Annotated in this window: 22 protein-coding genes; 19 read left to right on the top strand and 3 right to left on the bottom strand. The window is 62.3% G+C overall.

Annotated features, from left to right (window positions below; genetic code table 11):
* Positions 1-2 precede the first annotated feature (2 nt).
* The 14 genes from rpmC to map all read left to right on the top strand — a co-directional run bounded on the left by rpmC (position 3) and on the right by map (position 8,473).
* The gene (rpmC, locus tag ABRP28_RS09340) at positions 3-332 is read left to right on the top strand and encodes a 50S ribosomal protein L29 (RefSeq protein WP_102975107.1); all 330 of its coding nucleotides are present in this window, start codon (positions 3-5) and stop codon (positions 330-332) included.
* The gene (rpsQ, locus tag ABRP28_RS09335) at positions 329-634 is read left to right on the top strand and encodes a 30S ribosomal protein S17 (protein WP_013601827.1); all 306 of its coding nucleotides are present in this window, start codon (positions 329-331) and stop codon (positions 632-634) included. Before rpmC ends, rpsQ begins: the two co-directional genes overlap by 4 nt.
* Positions 635-1,307: 673 nt before the next feature.
* Positions 1,308-1,676 carry a 50S ribosomal protein L14 gene (gene rplN, locus ABRP28_RS09330; protein ID WP_009358299.1) on the top strand — a complete coding sequence of 123 codons (369 nt, stop codon included), beginning with the start codon at positions 1,308-1,310 and terminating at the stop codon, positions 1,674-1,676.
* 3 nt (positions 1,677-1,679) lie between these two features.
* Positions 1,680-2,042 carry a 50S ribosomal protein L24 gene (gene rplX / locus ABRP28_RS09325; protein WP_188809610.1) on the top strand — a complete coding sequence of 121 codons (363 nt, stop codon included), beginning with the start codon at positions 1,680-1,682 and terminating at the stop codon, positions 2,040-2,042.
* Positions 2,042-2,623, top strand: a complete 582-nt coding sequence (rplE, locus tag ABRP28_RS09320; protein ID WP_102975105.1) for a 50S ribosomal protein L5 — start codon at positions 2,042-2,044, stop codon at positions 2,621-2,623. Before rplX ends, rplE begins: the two co-directional genes overlap by 1 nt.
* A gap of 93 nt (positions 2,624-2,716) precedes the next feature.
* The gene (gene rpsH / locus ABRP28_RS09315; protein ID WP_041652213.1) at positions 2,717-3,115 is read left to right on the top strand and encodes a 30S ribosomal protein S8; all 399 of its coding nucleotides are present in this window, start codon (positions 2,717-2,719) and stop codon (positions 3,113-3,115) included.
* Positions 3,116-3,133: 18 nt separating this feature from the next.
* Positions 3,134-3,670, top strand: coding sequence for a 50S ribosomal protein L6 (gene rplF, locus ABRP28_RS09310; protein WP_102975104.1), 537 nt, complete (start codon positions 3,134-3,136; stop codon positions 3,668-3,670).
* A gap of 2 nt (positions 3,671-3,672) precedes the next feature.
* Positions 3,673-4,056, top strand: a complete 384-nt coding sequence (rplR, locus tag ABRP28_RS09305) for a 50S ribosomal protein L18 (protein ID WP_079596676.1) — start codon at positions 3,673-3,675, stop codon at positions 4,054-4,056.
* Positions 4,053-4,775, top strand: a complete 723-nt coding sequence (gene rpsE, locus ABRP28_RS09300) for a 30S ribosomal protein S5 (RefSeq protein ID WP_174176732.1) — start codon at positions 4,053-4,055, stop codon at positions 4,773-4,775. The genes rplR and rpsE overlap by 4 nt, the downstream gene beginning before the upstream one ends.
* Positions 4,776-4,777: 2 nt before the next feature.
* Entirely contained in the window at positions 4,778-4,984 is a 207-nt protein-coding gene (gene rpmD, locus ABRP28_RS09295) for a 50S ribosomal protein L30 (RefSeq protein ID WP_066277852.1), read from the top strand.
* Positions 4,985-5,473: a 50S ribosomal protein L15 gene (gene rplO, locus ABRP28_RS09290; RefSeq protein ID WP_231454772.1), complete on the top strand. Its 489-nt coding sequence runs from the start codon at positions 4,985-4,987 to the stop codon at positions 5,471-5,473.
* Positions 5,474-5,687: 214 nt separating this feature from the next.
* Positions 5,688-6,998, top strand: coding sequence for a preprotein translocase subunit SecY (gene secY, locus ABRP28_RS09285; RefSeq protein WP_350002067.1), 1,311 nt, complete (start codon positions 5,688-5,690; stop codon positions 6,996-6,998).
* A gap of 5 nt (positions 6,999-7,003) precedes the next feature.
* A complete protein-coding gene (locus ABRP28_RS09280; protein ID WP_350002143.1) occupies positions 7,004-7,573 on the top strand; it encodes an adenylate kinase in 570 nt (189 codons plus the stop codon).
* Positions 7,574-7,645: 72 nt separating this feature from the next.
* The gene (gene map, locus ABRP28_RS09275) at positions 7,646-8,473 is read left to right on the top strand and encodes a type I methionyl aminopeptidase (RefSeq protein ID WP_350002065.1); all 828 of its coding nucleotides are present in this window, start codon (positions 7,646-7,648) and stop codon (positions 8,471-8,473) included.
* 113 nt (positions 8,474-8,586) lie between these two features.
* Here the strand turns inward: map and ABRP28_RS09270 are convergent, their stop codons facing one another.
* The 3 genes from ABRP28_RS09270 to ABRP28_RS09260 all read right to left on the bottom strand — a co-directional run bounded on the left by ABRP28_RS09270 (position 8,587) and on the right by ABRP28_RS09260 (position 11,877).
* Positions 8,587-9,930 carry an ABC transporter substrate-binding protein gene (locus tag ABRP28_RS09270; protein WP_350002063.1) on the bottom strand — a complete coding sequence of 448 codons (1,344 nt, stop codon included), beginning with the start codon at positions 9,928-9,930 and terminating at the stop codon, positions 8,587-8,589.
* Positions 9,931-10,003: 73 nt separating this feature from the next.
* On the bottom strand, positions 10,004-10,858 hold the full coding sequence (locus ABRP28_RS09265; RefSeq protein WP_350002142.1) for a carbohydrate ABC transporter permease: 855 nt from the start codon (positions 10,856-10,858) through the stop codon (positions 10,004-10,006).
* A gap of 62 nt (positions 10,859-10,920) precedes the next feature.
* Positions 10,921-11,877: a sugar ABC transporter permease gene (locus tag ABRP28_RS09260; RefSeq protein ID WP_350002062.1), complete on the bottom strand. Its 957-nt coding sequence runs from the start codon at positions 11,875-11,877 to the stop codon at positions 10,921-10,923.
* A 239-nt stretch (positions 11,878-12,116) separates the two neighbouring features.
* Between ABRP28_RS09260 and ABRP28_RS09255 the strand changes: the two genes are divergently transcribed.
* The 5 genes from ABRP28_RS09255 (at position 12,117) to rpsK (ending at position 14,704) form a co-directional block, all read left to right on the top strand.
* Positions 12,117-13,121 carry a P1 family peptidase gene (locus ABRP28_RS09255; protein WP_350002061.1) on the top strand — a complete coding sequence of 335 codons (1,005 nt, stop codon included), beginning with the start codon at positions 12,117-12,119 and terminating at the stop codon, positions 13,119-13,121.
* Between the two features lie 171 nt (positions 13,122-13,292).
* Positions 13,293-13,514 carry a translation initiation factor IF-1 gene (infA, locus tag ABRP28_RS09250; protein ID WP_009358723.1) on the top strand — a complete coding sequence of 74 codons (222 nt, stop codon included), beginning with the start codon at positions 13,293-13,295 and terminating at the stop codon, positions 13,512-13,514.
* A 70-nt stretch (positions 13,515-13,584) separates the two neighbouring features.
* Complete coding sequence (rpmJ, locus tag ABRP28_RS09245; RefSeq protein ID WP_009358722.1) at positions 13,585-13,698, top strand: 50S ribosomal protein L36; 114 nt, start codon at positions 13,585-13,587, stop codon at positions 13,696-13,698.
* A gap of 175 nt (positions 13,699-13,873) precedes the next feature.
* Complete coding sequence (gene rpsM, locus ABRP28_RS09240; protein WP_003803743.1) at positions 13,874-14,248, top strand: 30S ribosomal protein S13; 375 nt, start codon at positions 13,874-13,876, stop codon at positions 14,246-14,248.
* A gap of 54 nt (positions 14,249-14,302) precedes the next feature.
* Complete coding sequence (gene rpsK, locus ABRP28_RS09235) at positions 14,303-14,704, top strand: 30S ribosomal protein S11 (RefSeq protein ID WP_018760435.1); 402 nt, start codon at positions 14,303-14,305, stop codon at positions 14,702-14,704.
* The last annotated feature ends 46 nt before the right edge of the window (positions 14,705-14,750 follow it).

The raw sequence follows: 14,750 nt of genomic DNA, 5'->3' as shown, positions 1-14,750 counted from the left end.
AAATGGCAGTAGGATCCAAGGATCTGGCTCCCGCACAGCTGGACGGTTTCGACAACGAGCGTCTCGTTGAAGAACTCCGCAAGGCCAAGGAAGAGCTGTTCAACCTGCGTTTCCAGTCCGCCACCGGTCAGCTGGAGAACCACGGTCGTCTGCGCGCGGTAAAGAAGGACATCGCCCGCATCTACACCGTTCTCCGCGAGCGCGAGCTGGGCATTCGTGCCGAGGTTGCCGCACCGGTTGTGGAAGCCAAGGAAGAAAAGAAGTCCAAGAAGGCAGCAACCAAGAAGGCCCCCAAGGCTGAAACGGTTGAGACCGAGGAGGATGCCAAGTGAGTGAAAAGGACGAGAACGTGACGGAAACTGCTACCGCAGCCACGGCTGAGCAGCGCGGTTACCGCAAGACGCGTCGCGGCTACGTGGTCTCTGACAAGATGGAAAAGACCATCGTTGTCCAGGTTGAGGACCGCGTGAAGCACGCCCTGTACGGCAAGGTCATCCGCCGTACCTCCAAGGTCAAGGCACACGATGAGAACAACACCGCCGGCATCGGCGACCTCGTTGTCATCGCCGAGACCCGTCCGCTGTCCGCCACCAAAAACTGGCGGCTCGTGGAAATCCTCGAGAAGGCCAAGTAGCACCTGCTGCTTTGGTATCCGGAAACCCCTGCTCCTTTCGGGAGCGGGGGTTTCCTCGCGTTAAAGGGCGGCCTGCCGTCACACTGGCCCGGTTTTTGGGGCTTGCACGACGGCGGCGCCGCGGTTTCGCGGGGAAGTGGCACCAAAAGTGGGCCAGAAGGCTGTCGTACGTGACGCCGTCGTTCCCCTCCCCGACGCTCTCTCACTTGATGTCGGTTTTCGGCGGACGCTCTCTCACCTCGCCGCCGAAAGTGAGAGAGCGTCGCCAGAAAACACGCATCAAGTGAGAGAGCGTCCGACGGCGGTGGGGCGGCTTCCGGGGGAGCGGCAGCAGACGCGGGACGGATGCCGTGCGTGACGCTGTCGTCCGTCTTGCGGGGAGCGGCGCCGGGTGATATTGGGACTGACCGGAACTGTGCTAGGATATTGAGTTTGTATGGCGCCGTTCGTGCGCCGTCATCAACCTCGTAAACAAGCGTGCCACGGCATAGTGCCCCCTTGCGCCCAGGACCTGTCCTGGACCGGATGGGAGCAACTGCTTCTGGCACGGGAGTTTAGGCCTGGTCTGGCAAAATCCAGGCAGGTCAAGAGACACCCCGATCAACCGTTCCGCAAGGCTCATTCCGTAGGAAGATTTTCGGTCTGAGAACCGGCGCGACGCAAGGAGTAAATAGTGATTCAGCAGGAGTCGCGACTCAAGGTCGCCGACAACACGGGTGCTAAGGAAATCCTTACCATTCGCGTTCTCGGTGGATCTGGCCGTCGCTACGCAGGCATCGGTGACGTCATTGTCGCCACCGTCAAGGATGCAATCCCGGGCGGCAACGTAAAGAAGGGCGATGTTGTCAAGGCAGTCATCGTCCGTACCAAGAAGGAACGCCGCCGTGCGGATGGTTCCTACATCAAGTTTGACGAGAACGCAGCTGTGATCCTGAAGGGCGACGGTGACCCCCGCGGTACCCGTATCTTCGGACCGGTTGGTCGTGAACTCCGTGACAAGAAGTTCATGAAGATCGTTTCTCTGGCTCCGGAGGTGCTCTAGTCCATGGCTGCAAAGATCAAGAAGGGTGACCTGGTTCAGGTCATCACTGGCGCCAAGGCTGAGCGCGGCGGCGACCGCGGCAAGCAGGGCAAGGTCCTGCGCGTCTTCACCGACACCAACCGCGTGTTGGTTGAAGGCATCAACCGCGTAACCAAGCACACCAAGGTCGGCCAGTCGCAGCGCGGCACCAAGACCGGTGGCATCGAGGTTGTTGAAGCCCCGATCCACATCTCCAACGTGGCTCTGGTTGACCCGTCCACCAAGAAGCCCACCCGCGTTGGCTTCCGCACTGAAACCGTTGAGCGTAACGGCAAGAAGCGCGAAGTCCGCATCCGCGTGGCCAAGAGCTCAGGGAAGGACATCTAATGACTGAGACTCTCGAGACTCCGGCAACGAAGATCGTTCCTCGTCTGAAGACCAAGTACGCAGAATCCATCAAGAGCACGCTCATTGAGGAATTCAAGTACCAGAACGTCAACCAGGTTCCCCGCCTCGTGAAGGTCGTTGTGAACATGGGTGTTGGAGATGCCGCCAAGGACTCCAAGCTGATCGACGGCGCCGTCCGCGACCTCACCCAGATCACCGGCCAGAAGCCGCAGGTAACCAAGGCCCGCAAGTCGATCGCACAGTTCAAGCTGCGCGAAGGCATGCCCATCGGTGCACACGCTACCCTGCGTGGCGACCGCATGTGGGAATTCCTGGATCGTCTTGTCACCCTGGCGCTGCCCCGAATCAGGGACTTCCGCGGTCTCTCCGGCAAGCAGTTCGATGGCAACGGCAACTACACCTTCGGTCTGACCGAGCAGGTTATGTTCCACGAAATCGACCAGGACAAGATCGACCGCGTCCGCGGTATGGACATCACGGTTGTTACCACTGCCAAGACCGATGACGAAGGCCGCGCGCTGCTCAAGGCGCTTGGTTTCCCGTTCAAGGCCGAAGACTAATCTAACTACGTAAAAGGTCCGGCGGCATGGCTTCTGACTCCGGTCAGCTGGCAGCACCGCGGAAACCGTTACGAGGAAGGGCACGAGCCCACCATGACAATGACAGATCCTGTCGCAGACATGCTCACGCGTCTGCGCAATGCAAACTCGGCATACCACGACACCGTGACCATGCCGTACAGCAAGCTCAAGGCACGCGTTGCTGACATCCTCAAGGCTGAAGGCTTCATTGCCGGCTGGAAGGAAGAGGACGCGGAGGTTGGCAAGAAGCTGACCATCGAGCTCAAGTTCGGACCGAACCGCGAGCGTTCAATCGCTGGCGTTCGCCGTATCTCCAAGCCGGGCCTGCGTGTTTACGCAAAGTCCACCAACCTGCCGCACGTGCTCGGTGGCCTGGGTGTCGCAATCCTGTCCACCTCTTCCGGCCTCCTGACTGACAAGCAGGCCGGCAAGAAGGGCGTGGGCGGCGAAGTCCTCGCGTACGTCTGGTAACGGGAAAGGAAGAGAATAATGTCACGTATTGGACGTCTCCCCATCACCGTTCCTGCCGGCGTTGAGGTCAAGGTTGACGGCTCTGTCGTCAGCGTCAAGGGCACCAAGGGCGAGCTGAACCACACTGTGGCCAGCCCGATCGAGGTCACCCTGGATGCAGACACCCTGACCGTCGCCCGCCCGAACGACGAGCGCGCCTCCCGTTCACTCCACGGCCTGACCCGCACCCTGATCTCCAACATGATCGAGGGCGTTACCAAGGGCTACGAGAAGAAGCTTGAAATCGTCGGTACCGGTTACCGCGTTCAGGCCAAGGGATCCGACCTGGAGTTCGCTCTTGGTTACAGCCACCCGGTCAACGTCACCGCACCGGACGGCATCACCTTTGCAGTTGAGACCCCGACCAAGCTCTCTGTTTCAGGTATCAACAAGCAGCAGGTCGGCGAGGTTGCTGCCAACATTCGCAAGCTGCGGAAGCCGGACCCCTACAAGGGCAAGGGCATCCGTTACGCCGGCGAAGTCATCCGCCGCAAGGTCGGAAAGGCTGGTAAGTAACCATGGCCATCTCAATTAACAAGAAGCGTACGAACAAGAGCAAGTCTGCTTCGCGCAGCCGCCGCCAGCTTCGTATCCGTAAGCGCATCTCCGGTACGGCTGTACGTCCGCGTCTGGTCGTCAACCGTTCCGCACGCCACGTATTCGTCCAGGTTGTCGATGACACCAAGGGCCTGACCGTAGCGAGCGCCTCCACTCTGGAAGCCGACCTTCGTGCATTCGACGGCGACAAGACCGCCAAGGCCAAGCGCGTTGGCGAACTGGTTGCCGAGCGTGCCAAGGCTGCCGGTATCGAAGCTGTTGTCTTCGACCGCGGTGGTAACAAGTACCACGGCCGGATCGCCGCCGTCGCTGACGGTGCACGTGAAGGTGGGCTGTCACTGTGACGGAAGCAAACAAGGAAAAGGACACTGTGTCTGCAGATCAGAAGGCTACTGAAGCCACAGCTGCCGCTGAGACCACTGCCCCCGCAGCTGCCGACGACCGCCGTGGCGGCGCTCGTCGCGGCGAGCGTGGCGACCGTGGCCAGGGCCGCGGCGACCGTGGTGGCCGAGGCGGCCGCGACGGCGGCCGTGAAGCCGAGAAGAGCCAGTTCGTAGAGCGCGTCGTTACCATCAACCGCGTTTCCAAGGTGGTCAAGGGTGGTCGTCGCTTCAGCTTCACCGCCCTGGTCGTCGTCGGTGACGGCAACGGCATGGTCGGCGTTGGCTACGGCAAGGCTAAGGAAGTTCCTGCCGCAATCGCGAAGGGCGTTGAAGAAGCTAAGAAGTCCTTCTTCCGCGTTCCCCGCGTTGGCAGCACCATCCCGCACCGCGTTCAGGGTGAGGCTGCGGCCGGCGTCGTAATGCTGCGTCCGGCTTCCGCCGGTACCGGTGTTATCGCCGGTGGCCCGGTCCGTGCAGTACTGGAGTGCGTGGGTATCCACGACATCCTCTCCAAGTCGCTCGGTTCCTCCAACGCCATCAACATCGTTCACGCGACCGTTGATGCCCTGAAGCGCCTCGAAGAGCCGGCAGCAGTGGCAGCACGCCGCGGCCTGCCCCTCGACGAGATCGCTCCGGCGGCCCTGGTGAAGGCACTCCTGAACCCGAAGGCAGGTGCCTAGTTATGGCTAAGAACCTGGTTCCCTCCGACGCTCAGTTGGAGATCACTCAGATCAAGTCCGCCATTGGCGGCAAGCAGAACCAGCGCGACACCCTCCGGTCCCTCGGCCTGAAGCGTATCGGACAGACCGTTGTCCGCACCGCCGATGCCGTGACCGTTGGAATGCTCAACACGGTTCCGCACCTGGTAAAGGTAGAGGAGGCGAAGTAAATGGCAGAGAAGAACACTGCTGACAAGGCACAGGCTGCTGAGAAGCAGAACGCCCTGAAGGTTCACCACCTGCGTCCCGCCCCGGGTGCCAAGACCGCCAAGACCCGTGTTGGTCGTGGTGAAGCATCCAAGGGTAAGACCGCTGGACGTGGCACGAAGGGTACTGCAGCCCGCTACCAGATCAAGGCTGGCTTTGCCGGCGGCCAGCTGCCGCTGCACATGCGCCTGCCGAAGCTGCGCGGCTTCAAGAACCCGTTCCGGGTTGAGTTCCAGGTTGTAAACCTGGACAAGCTCAACGAGCTGTTCCCCGAAGGTGGCGCAGTCACCGTGGAGAACCTGGTCGAAAAGGGCGCCGTTCGCAAGAACCAGCCCGTCAAGGTGCTGGGCACCGGCGACATCACCGTCAAGGTGGACGTCACCGCCCACGCATTCTCGGCCAGCGCCGCTGAGAAGATTGCCGCAGCAGGCGGAAGCACCACCGCTCTCTAGAGCCGGTGGGCGCCAAGCCCGTTGTTGAACTCCCGGTCCTGGGGCTACCGCCCCGGGGCCGGGAGTTTTTCCATCCGCCCGGCGTTTTTTCGATGCCATCCGGCGCAGCGGCGCCCGGGCGGATTGTTCGCAGGGCGCATCCACCCGTTAGACTCGGTTGTCGGGATTTATAGATCCCCATCACACCACTCTTATTCACACCACAGGAGGACGCTTGCTTAGCGCATTTGGCCGGGCCTTTCGCACGCCTGATCTGCGACGCAAGTTGTTGTTCACGCTGGGAATCATCACCATCTTCCGCTTGGGTGCCTTCATTCCCTCGCCTGGTGTGAACTACCAGAATGTCCAGCAATGCTTGCAGAACGGTCAGACGGCAGAGGGGCTGTACCAGCTCGTTAACCTGTTCAGCGGCGGCGCGTTGCTCCAGGTGTCCATCTTCGCGCTGGGCATCATGCCGTACATCACGGCCAGCATCATCGTCCAGCTGCTCCGGGTGGTCATTCCCCGGTTCCAGCAGCTCTACGAAGAGGGTGCTTCGGGCCAGTCCAAACTGACCCAGTACACCCGGTACCTCACCATCGCGCTGGGCCTCCTCAACGCCACCACGCTGGTATCCCTTGCACGTTCGGGGCAGCTGCTTCCGGGCTGCAACCTGCCGATCATTCCTGACAGCAGCGTCATCACCACCATCCTGCTCATCATCACCCTGACGGCCGGCACCGGCCTGATCATGTGGATGGGCGAGCTCGTGACCGAGAAGGGCGTGGGCAACGGCATGTCCCTGCTCATCTTCACGTCCATCGCCGCGACGTTCCCCACGTCCCTGGGCGCCATCTGGAGCTCGCAGGGCCCCGGAACCTTCTTCATTGTCCTCGCGGTCGGCCTGCTGACAGTGGCACTGGTTGTCTTTGTTGAGCAGTCGCAGCGCAGGGTACCGGTGCAGTACGCCAAGCGGATGATTGGCCGCCGCACCGTGGGCGGCACCAGCACCTACATCCCCATCAAGGTGAACATGGCCGGTGTTATCCCGGTGATCTTCGCCTCCTCGATGCTCTACCTGCCGGGCCTGATTGCCCAGTTCAACCAGCCTGCGCAGGGCGAGCAGCTCCAGCCGTGGGTCGAATGGATCAACAACAACCTGGTCCGCGGCGACCAGCCGATCTATATGGTGCTGTACTTCGCCATGATCGTGTTCTTTACCTACTTCTATGTCGCGATCACCTTCAACCCTGAAGAGGTCTCGGACAACATGAAGAAGTACGGCGGCTTCATCCCGGGTATCCGCGCGGGGAAGCCGACCGCTGACTATCTGCAGTACGTGCTCTCCAGGATCACCCTGCCCGGAGCCCTGTACCTGGGCTTCGTAGCGCTGATCCCGCTGGTGGCACTGGTGCTGATCAACGCAAACCAGAACTTCCCGTTCGGTGGCACCTCGATCTTGATCATGGTGGGCGTTGGTTTGGAGACCGTCAAGCAGATTGATGCGCAGCTACAACAACGTCACTACGAAGGGCTTTTGCGATGACGAGAATGCTGATTATTGGACCTCCAGGTTCCGGAAAAGGAACGCAGGCGGAGCGGATTTCAGAGCGCCTCGGCGTTGTGGCCATCTCCACCGGCGACATCTTCCGCGCCAACGTGAAGGGCGAAACGCCGCTTGGCATCGAAGCCAAGAAGTACATGGACAACGGCGACTTCGTCCCTGACAGCGTCACCAACAAAATGGTCCGGGACCGGCTCAGCGAGTCCGACGTCGAAAACGGCTTCCTGCTGGACGGCTACCCCCGCACCACGGCCCAGGTGGACTACCTGGACGAGATCCTTGCCAAGGGTGAGGAAAAGCTCGACGTCGTCCTGCAGCTGACTGCCGACGATGAGGAACTGGTCCACCGCCTCCTGGGCCGGGCCAAGGAAACGGGCCGGAGCGACGACAACGAAGCCGTCATCCGCCACCGCCTTGACCTCTACCACGAGCAGACCGAAGCCGTGGTGGCGAAGTATGCCGAGCGCGGCATCCTGACCCAGGTGGACGGCATCGGCGGCATCGACGAAGTCACCGACCGCGTCATGCAGGCCATCAAGGCGGCACAGGCAGCCTGATCCAGGCGAACGTATTCCGAGGCTCCTCCCGGCAACCGGGAGGAGCCTCAGCCATTTGAAAGAAGGAACACCATGGCCTTTGGCCAGCCCCGCATCGAATACAAGACCAACGCCCAGATGCGCACCATGCACGAGGCAGGCCTTGTCCTGAGCCGTGCACTGGACGCAGCCGTTGCCGCAGCAGTGCCCGGTGCCACCACCAAGCACCTCGACGACGTCTTCGCCGCTGTCCTGAACGAAGCGGGCGCAAAGTCCAACTTCCTTGGCTACCACGGCTTTCCGGCCACGATCTGCACCTCGGTCAACGAAGAAGTGGTCCACGGTATCCCGGGCAGCCGGATCCTCAATGACGGGGACATCATCTCGATCGACGGCGGCGCGATCGTGGACGGCTGGCACTCCGACTCGGCCAGGACCGTCATCGTGGGCACGGCTGACCCGGAGGACCAGCGCCTCTCGGACGTGACCCGGGCAGCAATGTGGCACGGCATTGCAGCGTTGGCCACCGGAAAGCACGTCGGCGATATCGGGGCCGCGATCGACGATTACGTTTCGTCCGTTCCCGGCAAACCGCTGGGGATCCTCGAGGACTATGTGGGACACGGCATCGGTTCGGAAATGCACATGGCTCCCGACGTGCTGAACTACCGCACCACGCACCGCGGTCCCAAGATCAAGCCAGGTCTTTGCCTGGCGATCGAGCCCATGCTGGTGCGCGGCGGCATTGAAACCGCGGTCCTGGAGGACGACTGGACAGTTGTCACCACGGACGGCAAGCGGTCGTGCCAGTGGGAGCACTCCGTGGCGGTCCATGAGAAGGGCATCTGGGTGCTGTCAGCGCCCGACGGCGGTGCGGAGCACCTTGTCCCGCTCGGCGTCACCCCGGTGCCCATCCCGTAGGCCCAGGGCGGCAGGCCCAGGGCCCACGGCTCAGCCCCAAGCAGCCCCAACAGAAGCGCCAGGTGCCGTTGTGATCCCACAACAACACCTGGCGCTTCTTGCATTCGGGAAAGCTACCCCAGCTTCGGCTTGACGTCCTTCTCGTAGATGCCTTCCAGCGTCTTCTTCAGGCTGGCCATGGTGGCCTTCACGTCCGCCTGCTGGGTGAGGATGGCAGCTGCCGCCTTGGCCAGTTCCTGGTCGGCGCCCGGGAGGAACACCCGGGCATTGTCCTGGACCCGGGTGACAGCCAGCTGGTCCACGGCGGTCTGGATCTGCGGCGTCTGGGCCAGGACCGCCTTCATGTCCGCCGACTCTCGGGTGGGCATGTAGCCGGTGGCCGCCGAGAAAGCTGCGCTGTTTTCCGGTTCGGTCATGAACTTCAGGAAGGTTCCGGCAGCCAGCTGCTCTTCCTTGCTGATGCCGCTCGGGATGCCCAGGCCGGCGCCGCCGGTGGGGCAGACGTTGGTCTCAGCCTTCGGTCCGCCGGGAAGGAAGCCCACGCCCACATTGAACGGTGCCGACTTCAGGACGCCAAGGAGGGACCCGGTGGAGGAGATCGTGGACGAGGTCAGACCGGCGGAGAAGTCGTCCGCAGCTTCCTTGGAGGAGACGCCGGCCCAGCCGTTCTTGTAGATGGAGTCCTGGGCCCACTGCAGCGCTTCGACCGCTTCGGGCGAATCGCAGGTGATTTCCCATTCCTTGGACCAGGAGCCGCCCCACCCCCACAGGTTGTTCTGCAGCGTCCAGCCCGCGTATCCGGCCAACGCCGGGTAGATGTAGGCGTACTGCGCTCCGGAGCTGGCCTTGAGCTTAGGTGCCCACTCACCGAATTCCTGCCAGGTTTTGGGTGCCCTGTCCGGCAGGCCGGCGGCCTGGAAGTGGTCCTTGTTGTAGTAGAACAGGGGAGTCGAGCGGCCATAGGGGAGGGCCCACTGCTTGTCGTTGTACTTGTAGTCGTCCACGAGCGACTGGCGGAAATCGTCCAGCTTGATGTCCAGCTGCTTGACGAGGGCATCCACCGGGATGATGCTGCCGTTGGTGAAGTACCGGAACCACCACACATCGGAGAGGACCACGACGCCCGGGAGGCCCGATTTTGCCGCCTGGGAGGTCTGGAACTTCTGCGCGATTTCCTCGTAGTTCGCTCCGGCCGTGACCAGGTTGACCCGGATGTCCGGGTACTTGGCATGGAACTTCTCAATAATGGCCTTTTCGACGTCCTGCGACTTGCCGGGGTGGTTGGACCAGAAGTCGATTTTCGCGGCCGGCTTCACTCCGCTGAAGTCGAGGTCGGCGGCTTCGCTGGCCACGGGGGTGCCGCTGGTGGACGGGCCGCCGCAGGCTGCCAGGGCAGCGGCGGACGCCGTGACCCCGGCGAGTCCCAGGAAGTGCCTCCGATCGAGGTGCTGTGTCATTGCAGGTCCTTTCGTTGGGTGCCACATTGAGGAGTTGGGTGCTTCTTCTGTGATGGACGACGGCGGCACGGGCTTACCCGGTGACGCTGCCCTGGGTGAGCCCCGCCACGATGTAACGCTGGAGGGCTGCGAAGACAATAAGGATGGGGACGATCACCAGGACGGCTCCGGCCATGAGGATGCCCCATCCGGAGGCATTGCTCTCTGAGTTCTGGAGCAGCGTCAGGCCCACCGGCAGGGTCATGGTGTCCGGGCGGTCTGTGATGATCAGCGGCCAGATGTATTCGTTCCATTCGCTGACGATGGTCACCAGCGCCACCGTGGCGATGGAGGGAACGGAGATGGGCACCACAATCCGCCACAGGCGGCGCCAGTGGCCCGCCCCGTCGATTTCAGCCGACTCAAGGATGGAGTTGGGCAGGGTGAGGAAGTGCTGCCGGAGGAGGAAGGTGCCGAAGGCGGTGCCGAGGCCCGGCAGGATGATGCCCCACAGGGTGTTCTTTCCGCCCATGCCCGAGATCAGGATGTAGTTGGGCAGGATGGACACCTGGGGCGGCACCATCAGCGCAACCAGGATGAGCATGAAAATGGCGTTCTTGAACGGGAAGCGCACGAACACCAGTGCGTAGGCGGTGAGGATGGCCAGGACCACCTTGACGCTGGCGCCCGCCGCCGTGACGATGGCGCTGTTGAGGAAGAACTGGCCGAACGGCACAGTGGTCATGGCGATCTGGTAGTTCTGCAGGTTGAGGCCTTCAGGCAGGATCTCAAGATCCATGGTGATGATTTCACCGGGCTGCTTGAACGAGCTGAGCACCATCCACAGCAGCGGCAGGAAAACCACCAGGGTGGCCAGGATCAGCGGGACGTACCCGCCCAGGACGGCCTGCACCAGGTTGCGCCGGGAGAAGGGCCGGTCCCGGGCAATGGCCTGTTCTGCCGCCTGCGCGGGCCGGGCTGTGGGGTCCGGATTGACCGGTGACAGGGAGCTCACGAGTAGTGCACCTTCCGTTCCACGAAGCGCAGTTGGAACACGGTGATCACCAGGAGGATCGCGAAGAGGATCACCGAGATGGCCGCGGAGTAGCCCGCCCGGTTGAAGGCGCCGAACGCCTGGAGGTAGGCCTCGTAGATGAGGGTGCTGGTGCCGGTTCCCAGCGGCGTCATGATCCTGATCAGGTCAAAGGCCTGCAGCGAACTGAGCATGCTGGTGATCAGCAGGAAGAATGTGGTGGGGGACAGGAGCGGCAGCGACATGGTGATGAAGCGCCGGAACCCGTTGGCGCCGTCGAGTGATGCTGCCTCCATGACATCCTGCGGCAGGGACTGCAGTCCTGCCAGGTACACCACCGCGCAGTATCCGAGGTTTTTCCAGACGTAGACCAGGATGACCATGACCAGGGAAAGCTGGGGGTCGTTAATCCACTGCGGGCTCTGCTGGCCGATGCCCCGGAGCAGCCAGGCGAGCACGCCGTAGCCGGGATCGAAAATGAAGAGCCACACCAGTCCCACGCCGACGCCGGACAAGACATAGGGAGCGAACACCGCGGAGCGGGCGAATGTGGTTCCCCGGACTTTCGCATTCAGTGCCAGGGCGATGAGCAGTCCGAGGATCATGGATCCGCCCACGGTCACCACCGTGAAGATTGCCGTGGTGCCCAGGACTTTGGAGGCGTCGTCGCTGGTGAAGAAGGTGACGTAGTTGTTGATGCCGACCACCGTGGCGGATGGCGACCCAAGGGTCCAGTCCAGCGTTGAGTAGTAGATGTTGCTGATCAGTGGCCGGTACGTGAAGACGGCGATCAGCACCAGGTTCGGTAAGGCGAGGGCGAGGAACACGAAGAAGTCACGCCGGGTTCTCTGCGTCCAGCGCCGGCGTCGGGGGATGGCTGCCGGCCCGGGCTTGGTGGGCTTGGTGGAAGGATGGGGTGCGAGTTGACGTGTCATGCGGTCTCTCACGGGATTCGTGCCTGCTCGTGGCTGGCCGTGGTCGGGGAAGTCTAGCCATTACTTCACCACAAGGTCAGCAGGCAGAAAGCCGCATTTGCCCTCGTCAGAGGACTGTTAGACGAGGCTTCGTTGCCCGTTAACGCTGTGTTGGATGCAGTCTTGCACAAAGTTTGGTTGAAAGGCAGGGACCCGCCCGTATTCATCCGTTTGATGGCCAAAAGGGGAGAATGGGTGCCATGGGAGCAATCACTGACGTACCCGGCCTGCGGGTGGGGCACCAGCAGAAGTCCGACGACGGTTGGCTGACTGGTGTCACGGTGGTCCTGCCGCCGCCGGGCACCTGCGGGTCGGTGGACGTGCAGGGCGGCGGACCTGCCACCCATGAAACTGATGCCCTGGATCCCACCACACTCGTCAGCACGGTGGACGCCGTTGTCCTCACCGGGGGCAGCGCCTACGGCCTCGCCTCCGCCGCCGGCGCCCAGCGGTGGTGCGAGGAGAACGGCCGCGGTTTTGCGGTGCCCGGGGGAGTAGTCCCTATCGTGCCGGCAGCCGCGATCTTCGACCTGGGCAGGGGCGGGAATTTTTCCGCGCGTCCGACGGCGGACATGGGCTACGCGGCCGCCGTCGCCGCTGCGGCACAGGCAGAAAGGCACGGCGTCGGACGCGGCAATGTGGGTGCCGGCACCGGGGCAGTCATGGCCCGCACGTACAAGGGCGGCGTGGGGACTGCCTCTGTGACGCTTGAGGACGGGGTGGTGGTGGGTGCAATTGCTGTTGTTAACGCCCTTGGCCTTCCAGTAACTCCGTCGGGGAATCGCGAACCCTCCGCGCGCTCGGTCGTGCCGCCCCACGAGCCCCCTAACCTCGCAAGCTCGGTCAGGGAACCCGGCTCGCGTGGGCCCACCTTAGACGCGCCGTTCAATACCACCCTTGTTGTGGTAGCTACCAACGCCATTCTGGATGTGGCCGAGTGCAAGCGGACTGCGGCTGCCTCCCATGCCGGGATTGCGAGGGCCCTGAATCCGTCGCATACGCTCGCCGACGGCGACACTGTTTTCTGCCTGGCTACCCAGGCCGTGGCACTGGACCGTTCGGACGAAGCTGCCCGCCAGCTCAGCCTCATAACGCTGCAGAGCGCGGCAGCCGACGTCGTACGTTTGGCCATCCTGGATGGCGTAGCCAGCGCGGAGGCCGTGAGCACTCCCGCCGGTGATTATGGTGTGTACGGCGCCCGGTAGGTTACCATTGCCGATTTAACTTTTCCGGTGATACCGAGTAGTGTTGTTTGTTGGTTGTCTGGACTGCCACGCCCTTTTGGGTCTGGAGCCGGCAATCGATCCAACCAAAACGTTCGTGGCCATGTCCGGTGCAATCCGGCGGGGCTGCGGCAACAACAGTTAGCGGAGGGTATGGCCAAGAAGGACGGGGTCATTGAGATCGAAGGCGTTGTGACCGAGGCGCTGCCTAACGCGATGTTTCGCGTTGAGCTCACCAACAAGCACATCGTTCTGGCACACATCTCTGGAAAGATGCGTCAGCACTACATCCGAATCCTCCCTGAGGACCGCGTAGTGGTGGAGCTGAGCCCGTACGACCTCACCCGTGGTCGTATCGTCTACCGCTACAAGTAAATTGCTGGGCGGCTTCAGTGCGAACTGACTGCCGCTCCAGTTGACCAACTGTTACACGCAAAGGAATGCCATGAAGGTCAAGCCGAGCGTCAAGCAGATCTGCGAAAAGTGCAAAGTGATCCGCCGTAATGGCCGGGTCATGGTGATCTGCGAGAACCCGCGCCACAAGCAGCGCCAGGGCTAATTCCCTTCATCGGGAAATCCTGGGTTGCTAACCCACGCAAGTAAATAAAAGGCAGCACAAGCTGATCTGGGACGTATGGAGCCCGGGCAGCTAACCCCCGGTCGGAGGCTGGGGCCGTACAGCACGTGCGGGTGTACTGCCTACGACCTCCGGTTTATCAAGGAGTACTGCCACTATGGCTCGTCTCGCTGGCGTAGACATTCCCCGCGAAAAGCGGCTGGAAATTGCGCTTACTTACATCTACGGCGTGGGCAAGACCCGTGCACACGAAACCCTGGCTGCCACTGGCATCAGCGCCGACGTTCGCGTCAAGGACCTGACTGATGCACAGCTGGTTGAGCTGCGTGACTACATTGAAGGCAACTACAAGGTTGAGGGTGACCTTCGCCGCGAAGTAGCAGCAGATATCCGCCGCAAGGTTGAAATCGGCAGCTACGAAGGCCTGCGCCACCGCAAGGGCCTGCCCGTACGCGGACAGCGTACGAAGACCAACGCCCGTACCCGCAAGGGCCCGAAGCGCACCGTCGCCGGCAAGAAGAAGGCCCGTTAAAATCCCCGCCGGGATTAACGGACTTTCCCCCAATAACTTTCTGTAGGAGAAATAATGCCCCCGAAGACTCGTGGCGCGGTTCGCAAGCCGCGTAAGAAGGACAAAAAGAATATCGCGCTGGGCCAGGCGCACATCAAGAGCACCTTTAACAACACCATCGTTTCCATCACGGATCCGAGCGGCGCTGTTATCTCTTGGGCTTCCTCAGGTGAGGTTGGCTTCAAGGGCTCGCGTAAGTCCACCCCGTTCGCAGCCCAGATGGCTGCCGAAGCTGCTGCCAAGCGTGCCCAGGAGCACGGCATGCGCAAGGTTGACGTTTTCGTCAAGGGACCGGGTTCCGGACGCGAGACCGCGATCCGTTCGCTGCAGGCCGCAGGCCTCGAGGTTGGCTCCATCCAGGACGTCACCCCCGCTGCGCACAACGGCTGCCGCCCGCCGAAGCGCCGCCGCGTCTAAGGCTGCCAACGCCGCATGAGCTTGCCCGGACCGCTGACGGTCCGGG

Origin of the sequence: Pseudarthrobacter sp. WHRI 8279, from assembly GCF_040224115.2 — a bacterium.
Taxonomy (GTDB): domain Bacteria; phylum Actinomycetota; class Actinomycetes; order Actinomycetales; family Micrococcaceae; genus Arthrobacter.
The sequence above is the reverse complement of the archived record's forward strand: the minus strand, read 5'-3'. Positions and strand labels throughout refer to the sequence as shown.

What these genes read in the sequence shown, in the direction of transcription:
- rpmC (WP_102975107.1), top strand. Translation starts at nt 3, where the DNA reads ATGGCAGTAGGATCCAAGGATCTGGCTCCCGCACAGCTGGACGGTTTC.
- rplX (WP_188809610.1), top strand. Translation starts at nt 1,680, where the DNA reads ATGGCTGCAAAGATCAAGAAGGGTGACCTGGTTCAGGTCATCACTGGC.
- rplE (WP_102975105.1), top strand. Translation starts at nt 2,042, where the DNA reads ATGACTGAGACTCTCGAGACTCCGGCAACGAAGATCGTTCCTCGTCTG.
- rpsH (WP_041652213.1), top strand. Translation starts at nt 2,717, where the DNA reads ATGACAATGACAGATCCTGTCGCAGACATGCTCACGCGTCTGCGCAAT.
- rplF (WP_102975104.1), top strand. Translation starts at nt 3,134, where the DNA reads ATGTCACGTATTGGACGTCTCCCCATCACCGTTCCTGCCGGCGTTGAG.
- rplR (WP_079596676.1), top strand. Translation starts at nt 3,673, where the DNA reads ATGGCCATCTCAATTAACAAGAAGCGTACGAACAAGAGCAAGTCTGCT.
- rpmD (WP_066277852.1), top strand. Translation starts at nt 4,778, where the DNA reads ATGGCTAAGAACCTGGTTCCCTCCGACGCTCAGTTGGAGATCACTCAG.
- rplO (WP_231454772.1), top strand. Translation starts at nt 4,985, where the DNA reads ATGGCAGAGAAGAACACTGCTGACAAGGCACAGGCTGCTGAGAAGCAG.
- ABRP28_RS09280 (WP_350002143.1), top strand. Translation starts at nt 7,004, where the DNA reads ATGCTGATTATTGGACCTCCAGGTTCCGGAAAAGGAACGCAGGCGGAG.
- map (WP_350002065.1), top strand. Translation starts at nt 7,646, where the DNA reads ATGGCCTTTGGCCAGCCCCGCATCGAATACAAGACCAACGCCCAGATG.
- ABRP28_RS09270 (WP_350002063.1), bottom strand. Translation starts at nt 9,930, where the DNA reads ATGACACAGCACCTCGATCGGAGGCACTTCCTGGGACTCGCCGGGGTC.
- ABRP28_RS09260 (WP_350002062.1), bottom strand. Translation starts at nt 11,877, where the DNA reads ATGACACGTCAACTCGCACCCCATCCTTCCACCAAGCCCACCAAGCCC.
- ABRP28_RS09255 (WP_350002061.1), top strand. Translation starts at nt 12,117, where the DNA reads ATGGGAGCAATCACTGACGTACCCGGCCTGCGGGTGGGGCACCAGCAG.
- infA (WP_009358723.1), top strand. Translation starts at nt 13,293, where the DNA reads ATGGCCAAGAAGGACGGGGTCATTGAGATCGAAGGCGTTGTGACCGAG.
- rpmJ (WP_009358722.1), top strand. Translation starts at nt 13,585, where the DNA reads ATGAAGGTCAAGCCGAGCGTCAAGCAGATCTGCGAAAAGTGCAAAGTG.
- rpsM (WP_003803743.1), top strand. Translation starts at nt 13,874, where the DNA reads ATGGCTCGTCTCGCTGGCGTAGACATTCCCCGCGAAAAGCGGCTGGAA.
- rpsK (WP_018760435.1), top strand. Translation starts at nt 14,303, where the DNA reads ATGCCCCCGAAGACTCGTGGCGCGGTTCGCAAGCCGCGTAAGAAGGAC.